The organism is Pseudolysinimonas sp., assembly GCF_051954455.1.
Lineage (GTDB): Bacteria > Actinomycetota > Actinomycetes > Actinomycetales > Microbacteriaceae > Pseudolysinimonas.
Genome location: NZ_JBQCHS010000012.1, coordinates 80,448 through 100,412 on the forward strand (window position 1 = coordinate 80,448; position 19,965 = coordinate 100,412).

Annotated in this window: 20 protein-coding genes; 15 read left to right on the plus strand and 5 right to left on the minus strand. The window is 71.2% G+C overall.

What is annotated here, in order from left to right; genetic code table 11:
• The first annotated feature begins 73 nt into the window (after nt 1–73).
• The 7 genes from ACTHM3_RS04360 to ACTHM3_RS04390 all read left to right on the plus strand — a co-directional run bounded on the left by ACTHM3_RS04360 (nt 74) and on the right by ACTHM3_RS04390 (nt 7,243).
• A complete protein-coding gene (locus ACTHM3_RS04360) occupies nt 74–1,099 on the plus strand; it encodes an ABC transporter permease (RefSeq protein ID WP_440404868.1) in 1,026 nt (341 codons plus the stop codon).
• 14 nt (nt 1,100–1,113) lie between these two features.
• The gene (locus ACTHM3_RS04365; protein ID WP_440404869.1) at nt 1,114–2,145 is read left to right on the plus strand and encodes an ABC transporter ATP-binding protein; all 1,032 of its coding nucleotides are present in this window, start codon (nt 1,114–1,116) and stop codon (nt 2,143–2,145) included.
• On the plus strand, nt 2,142–3,128 hold the full coding sequence (locus tag ACTHM3_RS04370; protein WP_440404870.1) for an ABC transporter ATP-binding protein: 987 nt from the start codon (nt 2,142–2,144) through the stop codon (nt 3,126–3,128). Before ACTHM3_RS04365 ends, ACTHM3_RS04370 begins: the two co-directional genes overlap by 4 nt.
• Before the next feature lie 5 nt (nt 3,129–3,133).
• The gene (locus tag ACTHM3_RS04375; RefSeq protein WP_440404871.1) at nt 3,134–3,685 is read left to right on the plus strand and encodes a PH domain-containing protein; all 552 of its coding nucleotides are present in this window, start codon (nt 3,134–3,136) and stop codon (nt 3,683–3,685) included.
• A gap of 45 nt (nt 3,686–3,730) precedes the next feature.
• On the plus strand, nt 3,731–4,603 hold the full coding sequence (locus tag ACTHM3_RS04380) for an alpha/beta fold hydrolase (protein WP_440404872.1): 873 nt from the start codon (nt 3,731–3,733) through the stop codon (nt 4,601–4,603).
• 170 nt (nt 4,604–4,773) lie between these two features.
• Nucleotides 4,774–6,687: a translational GTPase TypA gene (gene typA, locus ACTHM3_RS04385; RefSeq protein ID WP_440404873.1), complete on the plus strand. Its 1,914-nt coding sequence runs from the start codon at nt 4,774–4,776 to the stop codon at nt 6,685–6,687.
• A gap of 88 nt (nt 6,688–6,775) precedes the next feature.
• Nucleotides 6,776–7,243, plus strand: a complete 468-nt coding sequence (locus ACTHM3_RS04390) for a hypothetical protein (RefSeq protein ID WP_440404874.1) — start codon at nt 6,776–6,778, stop codon at nt 7,241–7,243.
• Between the two features lie 13 nt (nt 7,244–7,256).
• Here ACTHM3_RS04390 and efeB read toward each other — a convergent pair whose 3' ends face one another.
• The 3 genes from efeB to efeU are packed head-to-tail and all read right to left on the minus strand — an operon-like array spanning nt 7,257 to nt 11,279.
• Nucleotides 7,257–8,531, minus strand: a complete 1,275-nt coding sequence (gene efeB / locus ACTHM3_RS04395) for an iron uptake transporter deferrochelatase/peroxidase subunit (protein ID WP_440404875.1) — start codon at nt 8,529–8,531, stop codon at nt 7,257–7,259.
• Nucleotides 8,528–9,739, minus strand: coding sequence for an iron uptake system protein EfeO (gene efeO, locus ACTHM3_RS04400; RefSeq protein WP_440404876.1), 1,212 nt, complete (start codon nt 9,737–9,739; stop codon nt 8,528–8,530). The genes efeB and efeO overlap by 4 nt, the downstream gene beginning before the upstream one ends.
• A complete protein-coding gene (gene efeU / locus ACTHM3_RS04405) occupies nt 9,726–11,279 on the minus strand; it encodes an iron uptake transporter permease EfeU (protein WP_440404877.1) in 1,554 nt (517 codons plus the stop codon). Before efeU ends, efeO begins: the two co-directional genes overlap by 14 nt.
• Nucleotides 11,280–11,375: 96 nt before the next feature.
• Between efeU and ACTHM3_RS04410 the strand changes: the two genes are divergently transcribed.
• The 5 genes from ACTHM3_RS04410 to ACTHM3_RS04430 all read left to right on the plus strand — a co-directional run bounded on the left by ACTHM3_RS04410 (nt 11,376) and on the right by ACTHM3_RS04430 (nt 15,684).
• Nucleotides 11,376–11,768: a hypothetical protein gene (locus ACTHM3_RS04410; RefSeq protein ID WP_440404878.1), complete on the plus strand. Its 393-nt coding sequence runs from the start codon at nt 11,376–11,378 to the stop codon at nt 11,766–11,768.
• A gap of 9 nt (nt 11,769–11,777) precedes the next feature.
• Nucleotides 11,778–12,104 (plus strand): ferredoxin, encoded by a 327-nt coding sequence (gene fdxA / locus ACTHM3_RS04415; RefSeq protein ID WP_440404879.1) that lies wholly within the window; start codon nt 11,778–11,780, stop codon nt 12,102–12,104.
• Nucleotides 12,105–12,108: 4 nt separating this feature from the next.
• Nucleotides 12,109–13,215 (plus strand): succinyldiaminopimelate transaminase, encoded by a 1,107-nt coding sequence (dapC, locus tag ACTHM3_RS04420; RefSeq protein ID WP_440404880.1) that lies wholly within the window; start codon nt 12,109–12,111, stop codon nt 13,213–13,215.
• 54 nt (nt 13,216–13,269) lie between these two features.
• Nucleotides 13,270–14,565, plus strand: coding sequence for a citrate synthase (locus tag ACTHM3_RS04425; protein ID WP_440404881.1), 1,296 nt, complete (start codon nt 13,270–13,272; stop codon nt 14,563–14,565).
• 555 nt (nt 14,566–15,120) lie between these two features.
• Nucleotides 15,121–15,684: a hypothetical protein gene (locus ACTHM3_RS04430; RefSeq protein WP_440404882.1), complete on the plus strand. Its 564-nt coding sequence runs from the start codon at nt 15,121–15,123 to the stop codon at nt 15,682–15,684.
• 64 nt (nt 15,685–15,748) lie between these two features.
• Here the strand turns inward: ACTHM3_RS04430 and ACTHM3_RS04435 are convergent, their stop codons facing one another.
• On the minus strand, nt 15,749–16,666 hold the full coding sequence (locus ACTHM3_RS04435; RefSeq protein ID WP_440404883.1) for a DapH/DapD/GlmU-related protein: 918 nt from the start codon (nt 16,664–16,666) through the stop codon (nt 15,749–15,751).
• Between the two features lie 32 nt (nt 16,667–16,698).
• Here ACTHM3_RS04435 and dapE point away from each other — a divergent pair, with 32 nt between their 5' ends.
• The 3 genes from dapE (at nt 16,699) to ACTHM3_RS04450 (ending at nt 19,291) form a co-directional block, all read left to right on the plus strand.
• Complete coding sequence (dapE, locus tag ACTHM3_RS04440; protein WP_440404884.1) at nt 16,699–17,775, plus strand: succinyl-diaminopimelate desuccinylase; 1,077 nt, start codon at nt 16,699–16,701, stop codon at nt 17,773–17,775.
• Nucleotides 17,757–19,010 (plus strand): hypothetical protein, encoded by a 1,254-nt coding sequence (locus ACTHM3_RS04445; RefSeq protein ID WP_440404885.1) that lies wholly within the window; start codon nt 17,757–17,759, stop codon nt 19,008–19,010. The genes dapE and ACTHM3_RS04445 overlap by 19 nt, the downstream gene beginning before the upstream one ends.
• A 104-nt stretch (nt 19,011–19,114) precedes the next feature.
• The gene (locus ACTHM3_RS04450; RefSeq protein WP_440404886.1) at nt 19,115–19,291 is read left to right on the plus strand and encodes a DUF3117 domain-containing protein; all 177 of its coding nucleotides are present in this window, start codon (nt 19,115–19,117) and stop codon (nt 19,289–19,291) included.
• 20 nt (nt 19,292–19,311) lie between these two features.
• Here ACTHM3_RS04450 and ACTHM3_RS04455 read toward each other — a convergent pair whose 3' ends face one another.
• Nucleotides 19,312–19,944 (minus strand): O-methyltransferase, encoded by a 633-nt coding sequence (locus tag ACTHM3_RS04455; protein WP_440404887.1) that lies wholly within the window; start codon nt 19,942–19,944, stop codon nt 19,312–19,314.
• Nucleotides 19,945–19,965 lie beyond the last annotated feature (21 nt).

A 19,965-nucleotide genomic window follows, 5' to 3' on the forward strand; every position in this document is an offset into this window, starting at 1 on the left:
GCAGCACCGAACAACCGGGTGGGCGCCCCTCCGCGGGGCGCCCACCCCATTCGAGAGACAAGAAGCTGAACCCGTGATCGCCTTCGCCATCCGCCGCATCCTCGTGGGCATCGTCATGCTCCTCGCGATGGTGCTCGTGGTCTTCGTCCTGTTCTTCGCGGCGGGCAACCCCGCCCGTGACGTCTGCGGCAAGTTCTGCACGCCGCAGAAGCTGGACCAGATCACGAAGGTCTACGGGTACGACCAGCCGCTCACCTATCAGTTCGGCCAGTTCATGAAGGGACTCGTCGTCGGCCGCGACTTCCCGGTCGACGACAAGTACCGCGCCGAGCTCGAGAAGCAGAACCCGCAGCTCGTCATCCACTGCAGCGCCCCGTGCCTCGGCTATTCGCAGCACGACTCGATGACGGTCAACGCCGAGATCGCCAAGTACTACCCGATCACCGTCCAGCTCGCGATCTTCTCGTTCCTGCTCTGGATCGTGTTCGGCGTGCTGTTCGGAGTCCTCGCCGCCGTCTTCAAGGGCAGGTGGTTGGATCGAATAGTCGTGGGCGTCACCCTCGTCGTGTACGCGCTCCCGACGTTCTTCGTCGGCACGTTCCTCCTCCAATACGTGTCGATCCGGTGGAAGCTCTTCCCGTATCCGTCGTATGTCTCGATCGCGGACGGCGGCCCGATCGCCTGGATCACGAGCCTCTTCCTCCCGGCGCTCACCCTCGCGCTCTTCTACATGGCCGGCTACGTCCGCATCACGCGCGCCTTCGTTCTCGAGTCGCTGTCCGAGGACTACATCCGCACGGCGAAGGCCAAGGGCCTGCCGACCCGGGTCGTGCTCTTCAAGCACGGCCTGCGCGCGGCACTGACGCCGCTCCTGTCGATGGCCGGACTCGACTTCGCCGCCCTCCTCGCGGGAGCGGTGATCACCGAGTCCGTGTTCAACTACCAGGGGCTCGGCCTGCTCGCCGTCACGGCGAACAAGAACTCCGACCTCCCGATCCTCATCGGCCTCGTGCTCGTCGCCGGCGCCGCGGTGATCGTGATGAACATCATCGTCGACCTCCTCTACGCCTACGTCGACCCGCGCGTGCGGCTGCGATAAGAACAGAAACAAACGTGACCAGACCCTTCCTCTCCGTCGAGAACCTCGTCGTCCACTTCCCGACCCCGGACGGGATCGTGCGCTCCACCGACGGCCTGTCCTACACGCTCGAGCGCGGCAAGACGCTGGGCATCGTGGGCGAGTCCGGCTCGGGCAAGTCCGTGTCCTCGTCCGCGCTGCTCGGTCTCCACCGCGGCACCAGCGCCCGCGTGAGCGGTGAGATCTGGCTCGACGGGGTCGACCTCCTGAAGCTCAGCGACGAGGAGATGCGCAAGCGCCGCGGCAAGGACGTCGCGATGATCTTCCAGGATCCGCTGTCGTCGCTGCACCCGTACTACCGCGTCGGCGATCAGATCGGCGAGGCGTACCGGGCGCACCACAACGTGTCGAAGCGCGCCGCGCGCATCCGCACGATCGAGATGCTCGCCCGCGTCGGGATCCCGCAGCCCGACCGCCGCGTCGACGACTACCCGCACCAGTTCTCGGGCGGCATGCGCCAGCGCGTGATGATCGCGATGGCGCTCATCAACGACCCCACCCTGCTCATCGCCGACGAGCCGACGACGGCGCTCGACGTGACGGTGCAGGCGCAGATCCTCGACCTCCTGCAGGACCTGCAGAACGAGTTCCACACCGCCCTCATCCTCATCACGCACGACCTCGGCGTCATCGCCGAGGTCGCCGACGACGTGCTCGTCATGTACGCCGGGCGCGCAGTGGAATACGGCTCGACCCGCGAGCTGCTGACCCGCCCGTCGATGCCGTACACCTGGGGCCTCATCCAGTCGATCCCCGACGTGTCCGGCGCGGTCGACAAGCCGCTCCGCCCGATCCCCGGCAGCCCGCCGAGCCTCGTGAACCCGCCGAAGGGCTGCGCCTTCTTCCCGCGGTGTCCGTACGCGAAGCTCGTCGACGGCACCGGCGACCGCTGCGCCCACGAGCTGCCCGAGCTGCTGTCCATCACGCCCGGGCACCTGAAGCGCTGCCACCTGGAGGACCCCGAGGTCATGTACCAGGACGACACCGAGCTGGAGACCGCCCGATGAGCACCCCCCTCCTCGATGTGCGCGACCTCGTCATGCACTTCCCCGTGAAGTCGCGCGGAATCATCTCGCACACCGTCGGTCACGTGAAGGCGGTCGACGGCGTCTCCTTCACCCTCGAGGCGGGCCAGGCGCTCGGTCTCGTGGGGGAGTCCGGATCCGGCAAGACGACCACCGGGCGACTGGTCACCCGCCTGCAGCGTCCGACGAGCGGCCAGATCCTCTTCGAGGGCAAGGACATCGCGCAGGCGTCGCCGCGGCAGCTGAAGCCGCTGCGCCGCGACATCCAGATGATCTTCCAGGATCCGTACACGTCGCTGAACCCGCGGCAGACGGTCGGCGAGATCGTCGGCGCCCCCCTCGCGATCCACAAGCTCGTGCCGAAGGACAAGCGCCTCGCCCGCGTGCAGGAGCTGCTCGAGATCGTCGGCCTGAACCCCGAGCACTACAACCGGTACCCGCACGAGTTCTCCGGCGGCCAGCGTCAGCGCATCGGCATCGCGCGGGCCCTCACGCTGCAGCCGAAGGTGCTCGTCGCGGACGAGCCGGTCTCGGCGCTCGACGTGTCGATCCAGGCGCAGGTCATCAACCTGATGCAGCAGCTGCAGCGCGAGTTCAACATCGCGTTCCTGTTCATCGCGCACGATCTGGCGATCGTCCGGCACTTCTGCCCGGAGATCGCGGTCATGTACCTGGGCAAGATCGTCGAGAAGGCTCCCCGCGAGGAGCTCTACGCGGCCCCGAAGCACCCCTACACGAAGGCGCTGCTCTCGGCCGTGCCGGACGTGGAGCAGGCGCGCATCGGCGGACGCCGCGAGCGGATCCGGTTGACCGGCGACGTGCCGTCGCCGATCAACCCGCCGTCGGGCTGCCACTTCCGCACCCGGTGCTGGAAGGCGCAGGACGTGTGCGCGACGACCGAGCCGGTCCTGCAGAAGGTCGGCGCGGGCGCCGACGAGGCGGCCTGCCACTTCCCCGAGCCGTAGACCGGATGGCTGCGAAGCCGCACCGCTACACGATCCGCTCGTCGTCCTCGGCCCTGGGGTTCTGGCTGGGAGCGGCGGTGCTCGTCGTGCTGGTCGGGGCGCCGCTCGTCATGGCGGAGTGGCGCGTCGTCGGGTTCGTGCTGCCGCCCGCCCTCCTGCTGGGGTGGGCCCTGTGGCTGTTCCTCTACCGGCCGGCGGTCCACTACGACGAGCGCGAGATCGTCGTGGTCAACGTCGGCCGCGTGCACACGGTGCCGTGGTCGCGTGTGGTGCGGATCCGGCAGCGCTTCAGCCTGGAACTCGACTTCGCCTCGGGCCGGCCGCTGCAGGCGTGGGGCGTGCAACCCCCGCGCCGCGCGGGCAACGTCGCCAGCATGTTCGACCGGCGCTCCCGCACGCCCCCGGATCCCGACCGCTACGTGCACGTGCTCGAGGGCTTCCGCGAGAACGCGGAGCCGGGCGACGCGCCGGTGACGCGTCGGTGGGACGTCGTGCCGCTCGCGATCGGGGCCGTGCTGATCGCGGCGGTGATCGTCGAGATCGCGATCGGCGTCTGAGCTCGTGATGATCCGACGCCGGGAAGAAGAGACGAGGGAGACCGCATGACGTTCCAGCAGATCCGGCTCGACGACGGGCGCGCGCTCGACGTCTACGTGAGCGGGCCGGCCGACGGGCTGCCGCTCGTCTTCCACCACGGCACCCCCGGCTCCGGCCTCCCCGATTCGCGGGCGTTCGAGCGCGCCGTGCATGCCCGCGGCCTCCGCTACGTCTCCGCATCCCGGGCCGGGTACGGCGCCTCCGACCGCCACGCGGGTCGCCGGGTGGTCGATGTCGTCCCGGACACCGCGGCCGTGCTCGCGGCGCTCGGCGCGAGCGAGTGCGTGATCGCCGGGCACTCCGGCGGCGGCCCGCATGCCCTGGCGTGCGCCGCGCGGCTGCCGGGCGTGCGCTCGGCGCTCGTGATCGCCGGCGTCGGCCCCGTCGACGGCCTCGGCGACGCGTTCCTGACGGGCATGGGCGAGGAGAACCTCGTGGAGTTCGGCACGGCGCTGCGCGGGGAGGAGGCGCTCCGCCCCTATCTCGACGCGCAGCGCGCCGAGCTCGCGGACGCGACCCCGGCGGAGATCACGGCGTCGCTCTCGACGATCCTGCCCGCGATCGACCGGGCGGCGATGGACGAGGACCTCGGCGTCGACCTCGCGAGCGGCATGGCGGAGGGGCTGCGCCTCGGCGTCGACGGCTGGCTCGACGACGACCTCGCGTTCCTCGCGCCCTGGGGCTTCGGACTCGACGAGATCGAGGTCCCGGTCAGCCTGTGGCAGGGCGACGTCGACCTCATGGTCCCGTTCGCGCACGGCGTCTGGCTCGCGGACCGCATCCCCGGCGTCGACGCCCACCTGCTGCCCGGCGAGGGGCACCTCTCGATCGCGGTCGGAGCGATCGAGCCGATGCTCGACGCCCTCCTGGCGGGCTGAGGCCGGGGCGAGCGGGCGGGCCGCCCGGCGCTCGCGCGGAAGCCCGCGACCGCTCTTCGCGACCGCTCTTCGCGACCGCGACCCGGTCGCGCCGGCTGCCGTCCGGTACCATGGGGTGGCGCCGACTCCGGCTGCCGACTCCCTTCTTCTTCATCCCCCGAGGTGCTGCCATGGCCCAGGCCATCCGCGATGACCTGCGCAACGTCGCGATCGTCGCCCACGTCGACCACGGCAAGACGACGCTCGTCGACGCCATGCTCCGCCAGACCGGTTCGTTCGGCGAGCACGCGCACGTCGAAGAGCGCGCGATGGACTCGAACGACCTCGAGCGCGAGAAGGGCATCACGATCCTCGCCAAGAACACGGCGATCGAGTACAAGGGCGTGCACGCGACCAACGGCCCGGTGACGATCAACGTCATCGACACCCCGGGGCACGCCGACTTCGGCGGCGAGGTCGAGCGCGGCCTCTCCATGGTCGACGGCGTGGTGCTGCTCGTCGACGCCTCGGAGGGTCCGCTGCCGCAGACCCGCTTCGTGCTGCGCAAGGCGCTCGAGGCGAAGCTCCCGGTCATCATCGCCGTCAACAAGACCGACCGGCCGGACGCGCGGATCGACGAGGTCGTCGAGGAGAGCCACGACCTGCTGCTCGGCCTCGCCTCCGACCTGGTCGACGACGTGCCGGACCTCGACGTCGACGCGCTGCTCGACGTGCCCGTCGTGTACGCGTCCGGGCGCAACGGCGCCGCGAGCTGGAACAAGCCCGAGAACGGCGCCCTGCCCGACAACGACGACCTCGAGCCGCTGTTCGACGCGATCCTCACGCATGTGCCGGCCCCGCGCTACGACGACGAGGCGCCGCTGCAGGCGTGGGTCACCAACCTCGACGCGTCGCCGTTCCTCGGCCGCATCGCCCTCCTGCGCGTGTTCGCCGGCACGCTGAAGAAGGGCCAGACCGTCGCGCGGGTGCACCTCGACGGCGGCACCGCCAACGTGCGCATCACCGAGCTGCTCAAGACCCGCGCGCTCGAGCGCTACCCCGCCGAGGAGGCCCACGCGGGCGACATCGTCGCCGTCGCGGGCATCGAGGACATCATGATCGGCGAGACGATCGCCGACCCCGACGACATCCGCCCGCTGCCGGCGATCGAGGTCGACGAGCCCGCCATCTCGATGACGATCGGCACCAACACCTCGCCGCTGGTCGGCAAGGTCAAGGGCCACAAGCTCACGGCGCGCATGGTCAAGGACCGTCTCGACCGCGAACTCGTCGGCAACGTGTCGCTGCGCGTGCAGGACATCGGGCGCCCCGACGCATGGGAGGTGCAGGGCCGCGGCGAGCTGGCCCTCGCGATCCTCGTCGAGAACATGCGGCGCGAGGGCTTCGAGCTCACCGTCGGCAAGCCGCAGGTCGTCACCCGCACCATCGACGGCAAGCTGCACGAGCCCTACGAGCACCTGACGATCGACGCCCCGGAGGAGTTCCTCGGGGCGATCACGCAGCTGATGGCCGCCCGCAAGGGTCAGATGGGCAACATGTCGAACCACGGCACCGGGTGGGTGCGGATGGAGTTCACGGTGCCGTCGCGCGGTCTCATCGGGTTCCGCACCGAGTTCCTCACCATCACCCGCGGCACCGGCATCGCGAACGCGATCTCGGACGGCTACAAGCCGTGGGCCGGCCAGATCACGACCCGTGTCAACGGCTCGATCGTCGCCGACCGCGCCGGGGTCGTCACGCCGAACGCGATCGTCGCCCTGCAGGAGCGCATGTCGTTCTTCGTGAAGCCGACGCAGGAGGTCTACGAGGGCATGGTGATCGGCGAGAACTCGCGCGCCGACGACATGGACGTCAACATCACCAAGGAGAAGCAGCTCACCAACATCCGCTCCTCCACGTCGGACAACTTCGAGAAGATGACCCCGTCGCGCGAGCTGACGCTCGAGGAGTGCCTCGAGTTCGCCCGTGAGGACGAGTGCGTCGAGGTGACCCCCGAGGTCGTGCGGATCCGGAAGGTGGAGCTCGACCAGACGCAGCGCGCGCGTGCGGCCAGCCGCGCCAAGAAGGCGTCGCAGCCCGCCTAGCGAGGGTCGTTGGACCCCGCTCGTGTCCGCGGGCGCGCGCTACGCTGTGGCCCGTCCGCAGCACGTCCGCCCGACACCAGGGGATGCCATGACCGCGCTCCACCGCCGCACCGCCGTCGTCGCGCTCGTCGCGTCGCTCACGTTCGCCGCGCCGCTCCTGGCCGGATGCAGCCTCATCCCGCATCCCGGCGGCAGCCATGGCGTCTCGGTGCCCGGCATGAGCGTCGGCACCGGGGCGCTCCCGAAGTCGTGGCCGTCCGACGTTCCGGTGATCACGGGCGAGATCGTCACCGGCGCCGCGCTCGGCACCGGCAGGGACCAGGTCTTCAACGCGACGGTCAAGGTCTCCGGCCAGGAGGCGGCCGACCAGATCACGACCCAGCTGACCGGCGCCGGATTCACGGCCAAGACCGACGCCACGGCGTCCACCGACTCCGGCACGTTCCTGACGTTCACGAGCGAGAAGTGGAACGTCGCCGTCGTCATCACGAAGACCGACGACAAGACCGGCTGGGTCGCGAACTACACGGTCACGTCGCCCGAGGCCGGCAAGTAGTCTGCCGCCGCGCTCAGAACAGCTTCTCCGCCAGATAGCCGCCCCGCCGAGGCGCGGGCGGCACGAAGAACAGCCCCGAGCCGATGTGCGAGATGTACTCGTTGAGACGGTCGGAGCGGCCGAGGCGGCTCTGCAGCGTGACGAAGTGCGCCGGATCGTTCTGGTACGAGACGAACAGCAGCCCCGCGTCGAGCAGCCCGAACTGGTTGATGCCGTCGGTGTAGTTGTAGCCGCGCCTCAGGATCTTCACGCCGCCGTTGTTCTCGTGCGCCGCGAGGGCGACGTGCGAGGTGTCCGGGATGACGAGCTCGCCCTGCGCGTTCTTCTTCGCGAAGTCGGGGGTGTCGTGTTCGGCGCGCCCGGTGAGCGGTTCGCCCTCCACCTTGCCCCGGCCGAACACCTTCTGCTGGTCGCCGATCGCGTCCGAGTCCCAGTTCTCGATGTTCATCTGGATCTTCCGCACGACCTGGTAGCTGCCGCCGCGGGTCCACGCGACGTCGTCGTCGACCCAGACGAAGCGCTGAAAGTCCGACTCCTCGACGATGTTGCGCGTGCCGTCCTTGAAGCCGAGCAGGTTGCGCGGCGTCTTCTGGCCCGTGCCGGCCGAGGCGCGACCGAAGCCCAGCACGGTCCACCGCGTCGAGGCGGTCGGCTGCGCCATCCGCGCGAGATCCCGGACCGCGTGGTAAGCCACCTGCGGGTCGTCGGCGCATGCCTGGATCGACAGGTCGCCGCCGCTGAGGCCGTCCTGCAGCTTGTCGCTCGGCAGCTCCGGCAGCGGTCGGAGGTGCGCCGGGCGGCGGCTCGCCAGCCCGAAGCGGTGATCGAACACACCCGGGCCGAGGCCGACGGTGACGGTCAGGCCGGCGGGGGCGAGGTCCAGCGCCTCGCCCGTGTCGGGGGCGACCGCATCGGCGCGGGCCGGCTGCACCTGGCCGATGGTCCGCCCGGCCATGAGCTGCGCGATGGCGCCGGACCAGCGCGCGAGCAGCACCTGGAGGTCCTGGCGTGAGTCGCTCGCGAGGTCGAAGGTCATGAAGACCGTGTAGCGCTGCGGCGGCGTCTGGATGCCGGCCTGGTGCGCCTGGTCGTAGAAGGGGAAGCTGCGGGTGAGGTCGATGATCTCCTCGTCGCCGCCCTGCACCGCGCGTGCGATCGTCGCGCCGCCGACGCCCGCCGCGGCGCCCACGGCGAGGCCGCCGCCCGCCGCGCCGAGCAGGAGCGCCCTCCGCGAGAGGCCGCGCTTCGTGGGCGCAACGCGCTCGCCGTCGTCAGGACCGGCGGTCACGCCGTGGCGACCTTCTCCGCGATCTTCGACAGCGGGGTCTGCAGCGACTGGACGATGCGGCTGAGGTTCGCCGCGTCGGCCGCGCGGACCTCGTCCGTGTAGATCCGGTACCCGCCGGGGACGCTCGGGTCGCGGTAGGCGTCGAGCGCCGCGTTCACCTTGTCGAACTGCGCAGACACCTGCTTCGTCAGCCCGGCATCGATCTTCGCGAGCCCCGGCTGCAGGTAGGCGAACGCCTGCTGCGCCCCCTCGACGTTGGCGGCGAAGTCGCTGATGTCGGTGTGGCTGTAGAGCTCCTCCTCGCCGGTGATCTTGCCCGACTGGACCTCCTCGAGGAGGCCGGCGGCGCCGTTGGCGAGGTCCTCCGGCTTGTAGTCGATGCCCTTCGCGAGCTTCGCGAGCTGGGCGACATTCGTCACCAGATCGGCGGCGTACTTCTTGGTCTGGTCGGTGATCCCGGTGGTCCAGAGGTCGCGCTCGATGGCGTGGAAGCCGCTCCAGCCGACCGCCGGGTCGAGGTTCGACGCGCGCATGTCGACGAGGTAGTCGAGGTTGCCCGCGTTGCTGGTCGGGTCGGCGCCCGGGAGCAGGAAGCCGTCGACGTCCGACTCCACCTTCTCGTAGAACGGCCGGGCGAGGGCGTACGCGCGCTGGGCGCCCGCGACGTCCCCGGCGTCGACGGCGGTCTGCAGCGAGCCGACCGCGGTCGTCATGTCGGCGAGCACGCCCGCGACGTAGTCGCGGTAGCCGTCGGTGCCCTTCTGCAGGATGCTCGAGATGCTGCCGGTCGGCGAGGCCGCGGCCTTGCCCGTGACGGTGAAGTCCTGCAGCTCCTTCTCGGCACCCGGGCAGTACACCTGGTAGGTGCCGCCGCCGAGTGTCAGGGTCAGCCGGGACGGCGTGAGGCCCGGGGCGAGGTTCTCCTTCTCGCCGATGATCTTCTGATCGCTGAGCAGCTCGATCTCGGTGATGGCCGTGGAGCTCTCGTTGGCGACCGTGAAGGTGACCGGGCCCGCCGCGGCGGTCGTGGCGTCGAGCTTGCAGGCGTCCGTGCCGCCGTCGCTCGTCAGCGTGACCTTCACCTGTGCGGCGCCGTTCTTCGACGTCGTCGCGCTGCCGGCCCCCGTGGTCGAGCAGCCGGACAGGAGGAGGGCGAAGGCGAGGGCGCCGGCTCCCGAGACGACCGCGAGGGTCTTAGTGGATCGCATGTGCTTCTGTGCCGTTCTGTGCCGTGGGGGTGATGATGCGGGCGGGTCCGGCGGCCGGGGCGCCCTCGCGCCGGAGCCGGAGTCGGGAGCGCAGCGCGAAGGCCGCCAGGATGAGGGCCGCGACGACGAGCGCGGCGGGAAGCTGGACTCCCCAGAGCCGCTGCTCCGCCGCGGCGGCGGTGCGGGCGGCCTGCGCGTCGGCCGCGGCGGCGTCGGCGACCTGCCACGAGACCCCGCCCGCGACCGAGACGGTGCGCGGCGAGCGGAGGCCGCCGCCCGAGACGGTGACGAGGCGGGTCTGCTGCTGCCGCGCGTCGAGCAGGACGCCGTCGGCGAACGACACCGTGCGGGTCGTCGCCGCGTTCCAGGTCGCGGTGTAGGGGCCCGGAGCGCGCTGCGAGTCGATGCCGACGGGGATCCGCCCGCCGTTCGCGGTGGCGAGCTCGGCCGCAGTGATCGTGGCGGGGCCGTCGACGGGGTCGGTCGACTTTCGGCTCGCGGTGGTGATGCCGCCGCCGGCGGCCGCATCCGTCGAGTCGACGGTGAACCGCTCCGTCGTCCCGTCGCCCGTGGTCGCCACCACCCTGTCCCCGACGAGCCGGACCTGCCCGCCACCCGCGAGGGCGAGCGGACGGTTCGCGGGCTGCAGGAGCGCGGGAGCGCCCGCTGCGGCGACGATCGCCACGACGGCAAGGCCCGCCGCGACGCCGAGCTGCAGCCGCGGCACGGTCCGACCGCTCGGGCGCCGGCGCTGCGGCCAGAACATGAACAGCGCCATGGGGATCAGGTACGCGAACCACCCAACGACCTCGATGAGGCGCGGGTCGGCCGGGATGCCGAGCACGCCGGTGAGGAGGGCCGCCTGCACCGAGCCGTTCGGCGCGAGCCACGACAGGTCGATGGTGCGCTGCTGGCCGGCGACGATCCAACCGGCCTCGTGCGCCGTGTGCAACGTGCTGAGCACGAGACCGGCTGCGACCAGGAGGAGGAAGACGCCCGTGTAGCGGAAGAAGCGGCCGAGGTCGAGCTTGACGCCCCCCACGTAGATCCCCACGCCGATCGCTGCGGCGGCGAGGATGCCGAGCACGGCGCCCAGCCCGGCGAGCCCGGAGTCGGTGGAGGCCTGGAACGTGGCGAGCAGGAAGACGCTCGTCTCGAAGCCCTCCTTGAGCACCGCGAGGAAGGCCATGCCGGCGAGCGCCCAGGCGGTGCCCTCGCGCAGGGCGTCACCGGCCACCGCCTCAAGCTCCTTCTTCATGCCGCGCGCGTGATGCGCCATCCAGACGATCATCGTCGTCACGAAGAACACGGCGACGAGGCCGATGATCGACTCCATGCCCTCCTGGGCGGCCTGGGGGAGCGACTGCTCGACGACGCGCAGGATCACGCCGACAGCCACGCTGAGGATGAGGGCGGCGCCGACTCCCACCCACATGGGGGCGAGTGAGCGCCCGTTGCGGCGCAGGAACGCGGCGATGATGCCGACGATCAGCGCCGCCTCCAGGCCTTCGCGGAGGCCGATGACGAGGGTCGCGAGCACGGGAGATGTCCAGAGGGTGAGGGGGTTCGGTAAGGCTATCCTTACCGCCGTTCGACTGTAGACCGCCGCGGCTATCGTGTCCAGCGAGGAGGCGGCATGAGCGAGACGGATCCGGTTGAGGACATCGAGCGGATGGGCCCGGGATCGACGGTGATCGCGAGCGTGTTCGCGCTCGTCATCGGCGGTGTCGTCGGCCTGCTCGCGACGTTCGCCCACGCGCAGTGGGCGCCGTGGGGCCTCGTCGCCGGTCTGGCGATCCTCGTGTGCCTCGTCGCGGGCTTCCGGCTCGTGTTCGCCAGCCGGATCGTCGCCGCGGCCGCGGCGGTCGGATTCGTGGTCGCCGGGGCGCTCCTCGCCCTTCCCGGAGCGGGGGCGCCGATCCTCCGCCTGGACGGGCCGGCGGGCTGGATCTGGGCCGTCGCGCCCGTCGTCCTGGCCGTCGTCGTGCTCGCGGTGCCGTGGCGGGGGAGGGCCTCCGCGCGCGCCTAGGATGGAATCGTGACGTACGTCATCGCCCTGCCCTGCGTCGATGTGAAGGACCGCGCCTGCATCGACGAATGCCCCGTCGACTGCATCTACGAGGGCGATCGGATGCTCTACATCCACCCCGACGAGTGCGTCGACTGCGGTGCGTGCGAGCCGGTCTGCCCGGTCGAGGCGATCTTCTACGAGGACGACCTCCCGGAGCAGTGGAAGGACTACTACACCGCCAATGTCGAGTTCTTCGACGAGGTCGGCATCGGCTCCCCGGGCGGCGCCGCCAAGGTCGGCGTGATCGCCGGTGACCACCCCGTCGTGAAGGCCGTCCCGCCTCAGGGTCACTGAGGCCGTGGCGCTCGCCCTCCCCGACTTCCCGTGGGACCGGCTGGTCCCGTTCCGCGAGCGCGCCGCGCAGCATCCGGATGGCGTCGTCGACCTCGCGGTCGGATCGCCCGTCGACCCGACGCCGGAGCTTGTGCGCCGCGCCCTCGCCGAGGCCACCGACGCCCCGGCCTACCCGCAGACCTCCGGCACCCCGGAGTTGCGGCAGGCGATCGCCGACTGGTACGGCCGACGTCGTGGCGTGAGCCTCGAGCCGCGCAACACGCTCCCGACCATCGGCTCGAAGGAGCTCGTGGCCATGCTGCCGACGCTGCTCGGCGTCGGCGCGGGCGACGTCGTCGTGCACCCGACGCGGGCCTACCCGACCTACGAGGTGGGCGCGCGGATCGCGGGGGCGACCCCGGTGGCGGCCGACGACCCCGACGAGTGGCCGACGGGCACGCGCCTGGTCTGGCTCAACTCGCCGCGCAACCCCGACGGGCAGGTGCTCGACGTCGCGTTCCTGCGCCGGGCGGTCGCCCGCGCGCGCGAGATCGGCGCCGTCATCGCGAACGACGAGTGCTACGCCGAGCTGAACTGGGCCGACGACCGGCCGGCTCCCTCGATCCTCGACCCCGAGGTGATCGGCGACAGCCGTCGCCTCACGCTCTCGGTGTACTCGCTCTCCAAGCAGTCGAACCTCGCCGGCTACCGCGCCGCGTTCGTCGCGGGCTGCGGCGACCTGATCGCCGAGCTGCTCGAGGTGCGCAAGCACGCGGGGCTCATCCCGCCGCTGCCCGTGCAGCGTGCCATGACCGCCGCGCTCTCCCCGGAGGGCGACGCCGACGTCGCGGCGCAGAAGGAGCGCTATCGCGCCCGTCGGGCGACGCTGCTGCCGGCTCTCGCGCGCGCGGGCTTCCGCATCGACGAGAGCACGGCCGGGCTCTACCTCTGGGCGACCCGCGGCGAGGACTCCTGGGCGAGCGTCGACCGGCTCGCCGGGCTGGGCATCGTGGTCGCCCCCGGCGCCTTCTACGGCGAGGCCGGGCGCGAGCACGTGCGGATCGCTCTCACGGCCGCCGATGAGCGGATCGCGGCCGCCGCCGCCCGGCTGGAGGCTTCCTCCAACCCCTGATCGTCGTCCTTGGCGAGGTCAACGATGGTCGCGACAGCGCCCTAGGCTGTAAACGTGAGCGACACCGGAGCCTCCGACAAGGTCACGTTCTCCCACGAGGAGACCCGGGCCGACTTCCCCATCATCCCCGCTGTCGACGGCAAGAGCGCCGCCGACGGGTCCGCCTTCACCAGGCAGACCGGGCTGACCTTCTACGACCCCGGGTTCGTCAACACCGCGGCGACGAAGAGCGCGATCACCTACATCGACGGCGACGCGGGCATCCTGCGCTACCGCGGCTACGACATCGCCGACCTGGCGCAGAACTCGACGTACCTCGAGGTCGCCTGGCTCCTGATCTACGGGGAGCTGCCGAGCGCCTCCGAGCTCGCGGAGTTCGACGAGAAGATCCGCCGGCACACGCTCCTCCACGAGGACCTCAAGCAGTTCTTCTCGGCGCTGCCGCACACGGCGCACCCGATGTCGGTGCTGTCGGCGGCGGTCTCGGCCCTGTCCACCTACTACGAGGACTCCCTCGACCCGCACGACCCCGATGCGGTCGAGATCTCCACGATCCGACTGCTCGCCAAGCTCCCCGTCATCGCGGCGTACGCGCACAAGAAGGCGCTGGGGCAGGCGTTCCTCTACCCGGACAACTCGCTGTCCTTCGTCGAGAACTTCCTCAAGCTGAACTTCGGCACCTACGCCGAGGAGTACGAGATCAACCCCGTGCTCGTGAAGGCGCTCGACCGGCTGCTGATCCTCCATGAGGACCACGAGCAGAACGCGTCGACCTCGACCGTGCGGCTCGTCGGGTCGACGGAGGCGAATATCTTCGCGTCGATCTCGGCCGGTATCCACGCGCTCTCCGGGCCGCTGCACGGCGGTGCGAACGAGGCCGTGCTGAAGATGCTCGCGGAGATCCGCGACTCTGGCGAGGGCGTGCAGAAGTTCATCGACCGGGTGAAGAACAAGGAGCGCGGGGTAAAGCTCATGGGCTTCGGGCACCGTGTCTACAAGAACTTCGACCCGCGCGCGAAGCTCGTCAAGGAGAGCGCCGACGAGGTCCTCAAGGACCTGGGCGTCAGCGACCCGCTGCTCGACATCGCGAAGGAGCTCGAGGAGACGGCGCTTGCCGACTCCTACTTCGTCGACCGCAAGCTCTATCCGAACGTCGACTTCTACACCGGCGTCATCTACAAGGCGATGGGCTTCCCGATGCGGACCTTCACGGTGCTGTTCGCGATCGGCCGCCTGCCCGGTTGGATCGCGCAGTGGCGCGAGGCGAACGACGACCCGTCCACGAAGATCGGCCGTCCCCAGCAGGTCTACACGGGCCCCGCCGCCCGCCCCTGGCCCACCACCCGCTGACGCGCCTCCCCTTCCGCCCGCACCGTCACCGGTGCGACTAGTCGCACCGGCGCTGACATTTCGGCGGCGACATGCAACGGGATCGAGCGCTCGTCCACAGACGGACGGTGCTGCGAGCCCTCCTCCGCCACCGGCCCGACGACCGGCAGACGCTTCGGCCGCGGGCATCATCGCCGGATGCCGTCGATCGTCATTCCCGACCGGGACCTCGTCCTCACGTCGCGCCTCACACTGCCGGGGGAGCGGTCCGCCTTCTACCGCGCCGCGTCACGGGGTGCGTGGATTCGAGTGCGGCCCGGCATCTACATCGAGTCCGCGGCCTGGCGGGGGCTGGACTCCGAGGCTCGACACCTGGCGCGAGCGCGCGCGGCTGCGACTCTCGACCCGGGCGCGATCTTCTCCCACCTGACGGCTGCGCTTCTCTGGGGTCTCCCGCTGGTGGACGTGCCGCAGGCGCCGCAGACGATCGTGCGGCCGACGACCGGGGGTCGTTCGTCGCAATCGACGACGCGCTTCGGTGTTCGGAGTCGGAATGACCCCGTAGAGCTCGACGGCTTGTGGGTCACACCGCTCGTCGAGACGATCGTGAACGTCGCCGACCGATTCGACGCGGCGGTGTCGATCCCCGTGATCGACGCTGCGCTGGGTGGTCGCGCCCGGGACTCGGCTGCCGTGCGGCCGGACGACCTGGCCGCCGTTCCGGTGCAACATGCACCCCGACGAGTCGGATTCGCGCTCGGATTCGGGGACGGTCGCGCGGAGTCGGTCGGCGAATCGCTGAGCCGGCTCGCGATCCACCGCGTGGGCCTGGCGGCGCCCGTATTGCAGGCGCGCTTCGACGACGATCGCGGCCTCGTCGGGTTCGCCGACTTCTGGTGGCCGGATTCGGGTGTGATCGGGGAGTTCGACGGTCTGGGGAAGTACCGGCGAGACCTGGCCGGACGCGGACGTCCACCCGAGGAGATCGTGATCGCTGAGAAGCGTCGCGAAGACCGGATGCGAGCGCTCGGCCCGCGCGTCGTCCGATGGGGCTGGGCGACGGCGCGATCCGTTCCGGACCTGCGCCGGCTTCTGATGGGCGCGGGAGTGCGCGCCGATTCGTCGCGTCCGCGTCGGTGAGTGCCGCCGCGCGTGCGACAAATGGCAGCGGAGCGGGGGAGGGACGGGACCGCGTCCCTCGGGGTTACGGGTGGAGGGACGGGTTGAGCGCGACGCGGCCGCCGGTGCGGGGGAGGGCCTCCACGGCGCCGGTCGTCGAGTTGCGGCGGAGGAGGAGGCCGGGAACGCCACTCAGCTCGAGCGCCTTCACGACGCGCGGCTCGCCGTCGCCGAGCACGGTCACGCGCGTGCCGGCGGTCACGTAGAGGCCGGCCTCCACGATCCCATCGTCGCCGATCGAGATTCCCACGCCGGAGTTCGCCCCGAGCAGCACCCGCTGGCCGATCACGATCCGCTGCGTTCCGCCGCCCGACAGGGTGCCCATGATGGAGGCGCCGCCGCCGACGTCGGAGCCCTCGCCGACGACGACGCCGGCGGAGATCCGTCCCTCGACCATCGAGGTCCCGAGCGTGCCGGCGTTGAAGTGGACGAAGCCCTCCTGCATCACCGTCGTGCCCGGTGCGAGGTGCGCCCCGAGCCGCACGCGTGAGGCATCCGCGATGCGCACCCGCTCCGGGACGACGTAGTCGAGCAGGAACGGGATCCGGTCGTAGCCCTTCGCGGTCACGCCGGCCCGCTGCAGGGCGCGCCGCCGCGCCGCGAACGTCGCCGGGAGCACGGGGCCGGTGTTCGTCCAGACGACGATCGGCAGGTGGCCCATCAGCCCGTCGAGGTTGACCCCGTTCGGCCGCACGAGCAGGTGCGAGAGCAGGTGCAGTCGGAGGTAGGCGTCGGCGGTCGAGATCGACGCCTCATCGGTGTCGACGGACATCGTGATCGGCTCGATCCGCACGTCACGGAGCTCGTCGGGCCCGGTCTCGGCCGCGAGGTCGTCGGGGAACGCGTCCGGCGCGCCCCCGAGGCGCGGGGCCGGGTACCAGGCGTCGAGCACGGTGCCATCGGACGCGACGGTGGCGAGGCCGTGGCCCCAGGCGGCGGTCATGGGGCCAGGTTAGCCGGGATAGCATGACGGCCATGCCCGCCCTCGACCCCGCGGCCCCGGTGGCCGAGATCACGCGGGCCCTGGTCGACATCCCCTCCGTCTCGGGCGACGAGGCCGCCATCGCCGACGCGGTCGAGGCGGCCCTGCGCGCCGCCGGCCACCTCGAGGTGCTGCGCGACGGCGACGCGATCGTCGCGCGCACGACGCTCGGCCGCGAGCGCCGCGCGGTCATCGCCGGGCATCTCGACACGGTCCCGATCAACGGCAATGTGCCGTCCCGCCTCGAGGGCGACGAGCTCGTCGGTCGCGGGACGGTCGACATGAAGGGCGGCGTCGCGGTCCTCCTCAAGCTCGCGGTCGAGCTCGCCGACCCGGGCGTCGACGTCACCTGGGTCTTCTACGACCACGAGGAGGTCTCCTCCGACCTCAACGGCCTGGGCCGCCTCGCACGCTCCCGGCCGGAGCTGCTCGCGGCCGACTTCGCGATCCTGGGGGAGCCGTCGAACGGGGAGGTCGAGGGGGGCTGCAACGGCACCCTCCGCGCCGACGTCACTCTCCGCGGCCGTCGCGCCCATTCGGCGCGGGCCTGGATGGGCGAGAACGCGATTCACGCCGCCGCACCGGTGCTCGCCGCCCGCGCGGCGCACGAGCCCGCCGAGATCGAGGTCGACGGGCTGCGCTACCGCGAGGGCCTGAACGCGGTCGGCGTCCGCGGGGGCGTCGCGGGCAACGTCATCCCCGACGAGTGCGTCGTGGAGGTCAACTACCGCTTCGCCCCGAGCCGGGACGCCGCGGAGGCGGAGACGTACGTGCGCGGGGTCATCGCCGCCGCGGCGCCGGAGGCGGAGGTCGTCGTCACCGACCTGGCCGAGGGAGCCCGGCCCGGGCTCGACGCGCCGCTCGCGCAGGCCTTCGTTGCGGCGGTGGGCGGGCAGGCGCGACCGAAGTACGGCTGGACCGACGTCGCGCGGTTCGCGGCCCTCGGCATCCCGGCCGTCAACTACGGGCCGGGTGACCCCTCGCTCGCGCACGCGGACGACGAGCGGGTTCCGCTCGAGCAGCTCGAGCGCTGCGAGCGCGGCCTGCGGGCGTGGCTGACCGGCGCGTGACCGCGGAGCCCGCCGCCGCCCCGGCGCGGACCCTCCTCCGCCGCGCCGCGGGCTGGCCGTGGTGGGCGCGGGTGCTGCTCGTCTTCGCGGCCTCGCGCGTCGTGACCACGGTCATCCTGCTCGCGTTCGCGGCCGCGCAGCAGCAGAACCCGTGGACCGGACCGCACCCCGACTACTTCGCCTTCGCCTCCATCTGGGACGGCAACTGGTATCACATCGTCGCCGTCTCGGGATATCCGACGACCCTGCCCATCGGCTCCGACGGCCACGTGCAGCAGAACGCCTGGGCGTTCCTCCCGGCCTACCCGGCGGTGGTGCGGACCCTGATGGGCGCCGGGGGATCGTGGGAGGTCCTCGCCGTCGTCGTGTCCGTCGCGTTCGCGGCGGGCGCGGCGCTCCTGTTCTTCCGGCTCATGGCGCGCCGCCTGCCCGACGGCACGGCGCTCTTCGCGACCGTGCTGTTCTGCACGGCGCCGCTGTCGCCGATCCTGCAGGTCGCCTACGCGGAGTCCATGGGGCTGTTCTTCCTGTTCCTCGCGCTCCTGCTGCTGCTCGACCGGCGGTACCTGCTGCTCATCCCGGTCGTCGTCGTGCTGGGCTTCACCCGGCCGGGAGCGATCGCATTCGCGGCCCTGCTCCTGTTCCACCTGATCCACCGGTTCATCACCCGCCTACGGGATCCGCTGACCGTCGGGGATCTGCTCCGGATCGCGGTCGCCGGGCTCGCCAGCTTCGCGGTCGGGGTCGTCTGGCCGCTCATCGCGGGGGCGGTGACGGGTGACCGCGCCGCCTACACCGACACCGAGCTGTCCTGGCGGGTGCTCTATTTGGGGCACTACGACGAGCTCGTGCCGTTCCAGGGATGGATCGAGGGCGCCGACTGGTGGCTGCGCTGGATCCATGTGCCGTTCCCGGCATCTCTCGTCCTCGGCTGCATCGGACTCGTGCTGCTCGTCGCGGTCGTCGCCGCGTTGCTGTTCTCGCCTTGGGCGCGTCGGATCGGCGTCGATCTGCGGCTCTGGATCGCGGCCTACGGGCTCTACCTGCTCGCGGTGTTCTTCCCACAGTCGAGCACCTTCCGGGTGCTCATGCCGATGGCGCCGGCGCTCGGGGCGTTCGCCGTGCCGCGGCATCCCGCGTGGCGCATCTCGCTCGTCGTGCTCGGCATCCTGGGTCAGATCGGGTGGTGCTACATCGCCTGGTGGGTCGACGGGTACGACTGGACGCCGCCGTGAGTCGGCGGAAATCGTCCCCGGGACAGCGCTGGGCGTTCGCTGATTTCTCGTCGGTTCCCGACGTACGGGATAATGGGGTGATTCCAGGCGAAAGGGGACCACGCATGGCGGCCATGAAGCCGAGGACCGGTGACGGACCGATGGAGGCTGTCAAGGAGGGTCGGCTCATCATCGTGCGGGTGCCTCTCGAGGGAGGCGGACGCCTCGTGGTGTCGGTCAACGACGCCGAGGCGGCGGAGCTCCGCGACGCGCTGGTCGGTGTAGTCGGCACCGGCAGCTGACACCGCTCACCGCGGGGTGATCACTCCGCGGTCTTGACGATCTGCAGGAGACCGTCGCCGGACGTGCTGAGCGTCGCCGTCACCGCCGTGGATTCGGCGATCGTGGCGAGCAGCGCTCGGTAGTCCGCGACGGTCTCGTCACGTTGTGCCGGATCGGCGACGCGTCCGCGCCACAGCGCGTGGGCGACGAGCACGAGCCCGCCGCGCCGGACGATCCGCAGCGCGTGCTCGACGTCGTCGAGCAGCTCGGCGGGATCGCCGTCGACCAGGACGAGGTCGTAGGCCCCGTCCGTCATGCGCGGCAGCACCTCCGCCGCGCGACCGGTGATGAGACGGATCCGGTTGGCGGGCACCGCGCCCTCCGCGAACGCGGTGCGCGCGAGCTGCTGGTGCTCGAACTCCCGGTCGAGCGAGGTGAGCGTGGCCTCGGGCGCGCCGGTGAGCAGCCAGAGCCCGCTGACGCCCGTCCCGGTGCCGATCTCGAGGATCGAGTGCGTCGCGCTCGCCGCTGCGAGCACGGCGATCTGCGCGCCGACGCCCGGGCTGATCGGGTCGATGCCGACCTCCAGTGCGTGGCGGCGCGCGGCCTGGATCGCAGGCGGTTCGACCGCGAAGTCCTCCGCGTACCGCCAGCTCAGCTCTTTGTCGACCACCCGCGACCTCCTCGGGGTTAC

What these genes read in the sequence shown, in the direction of transcription:
- ACTHM3_RS04370 (WP_440404870.1), top strand. Translation starts at nt 2,142, where the DNA reads ATGAGCACCCCCCTCCTCGATGTGCGCGACCTCGTCATGCACTTCCCC.
- ACTHM3_RS04375 (WP_440404871.1), top strand. Translation starts at nt 3,134, where the DNA reads ATGGCTGCGAAGCCGCACCGCTACACGATCCGCTCGTCGTCCTCGGCC.
- ACTHM3_RS04380 (WP_440404872.1), top strand. Translation starts at nt 3,731, where the DNA reads ATGACGTTCCAGCAGATCCGGCTCGACGACGGGCGCGCGCTCGACGTC.
- typA (WP_440404873.1), top strand. Translation starts at nt 4,774, where the DNA reads ATGGCCCAGGCCATCCGCGATGACCTGCGCAACGTCGCGATCGTCGCC.
- ACTHM3_RS04390 (WP_440404874.1), top strand. Translation starts at nt 6,776, where the DNA reads ATGACCGCGCTCCACCGCCGCACCGCCGTCGTCGCGCTCGTCGCGTCG.
- efeO (WP_440404876.1), bottom strand. Translation starts at nt 9,739, where the DNA reads ATGCGATCCACTAAGACCCTCGCGGTCGTCTCGGGAGCCGGCGCCCTC.
- ACTHM3_RS04410 (WP_440404878.1), top strand. Translation starts at nt 11,376, where the DNA reads ATGAGCGAGACGGATCCGGTTGAGGACATCGAGCGGATGGGCCCGGGA.
- ACTHM3_RS04435 (WP_440404883.1), bottom strand. Translation starts at nt 16,666, where the DNA reads ATGACCGCCGCCTGGGGCCACGGCCTCGCCACCGTCGCGTCCGATGGC.
- dapE (WP_440404884.1), top strand. Translation starts at nt 16,699, where the DNA reads ATGCCCGCCCTCGACCCCGCGGCCCCGGTGGCCGAGATCACGCGGGCC.
- ACTHM3_RS04450 (WP_440404886.1), top strand. Translation starts at nt 19,115, where the DNA reads ATGGCGGCCATGAAGCCGAGGACCGGTGACGGACCGATGGAGGCTGTC.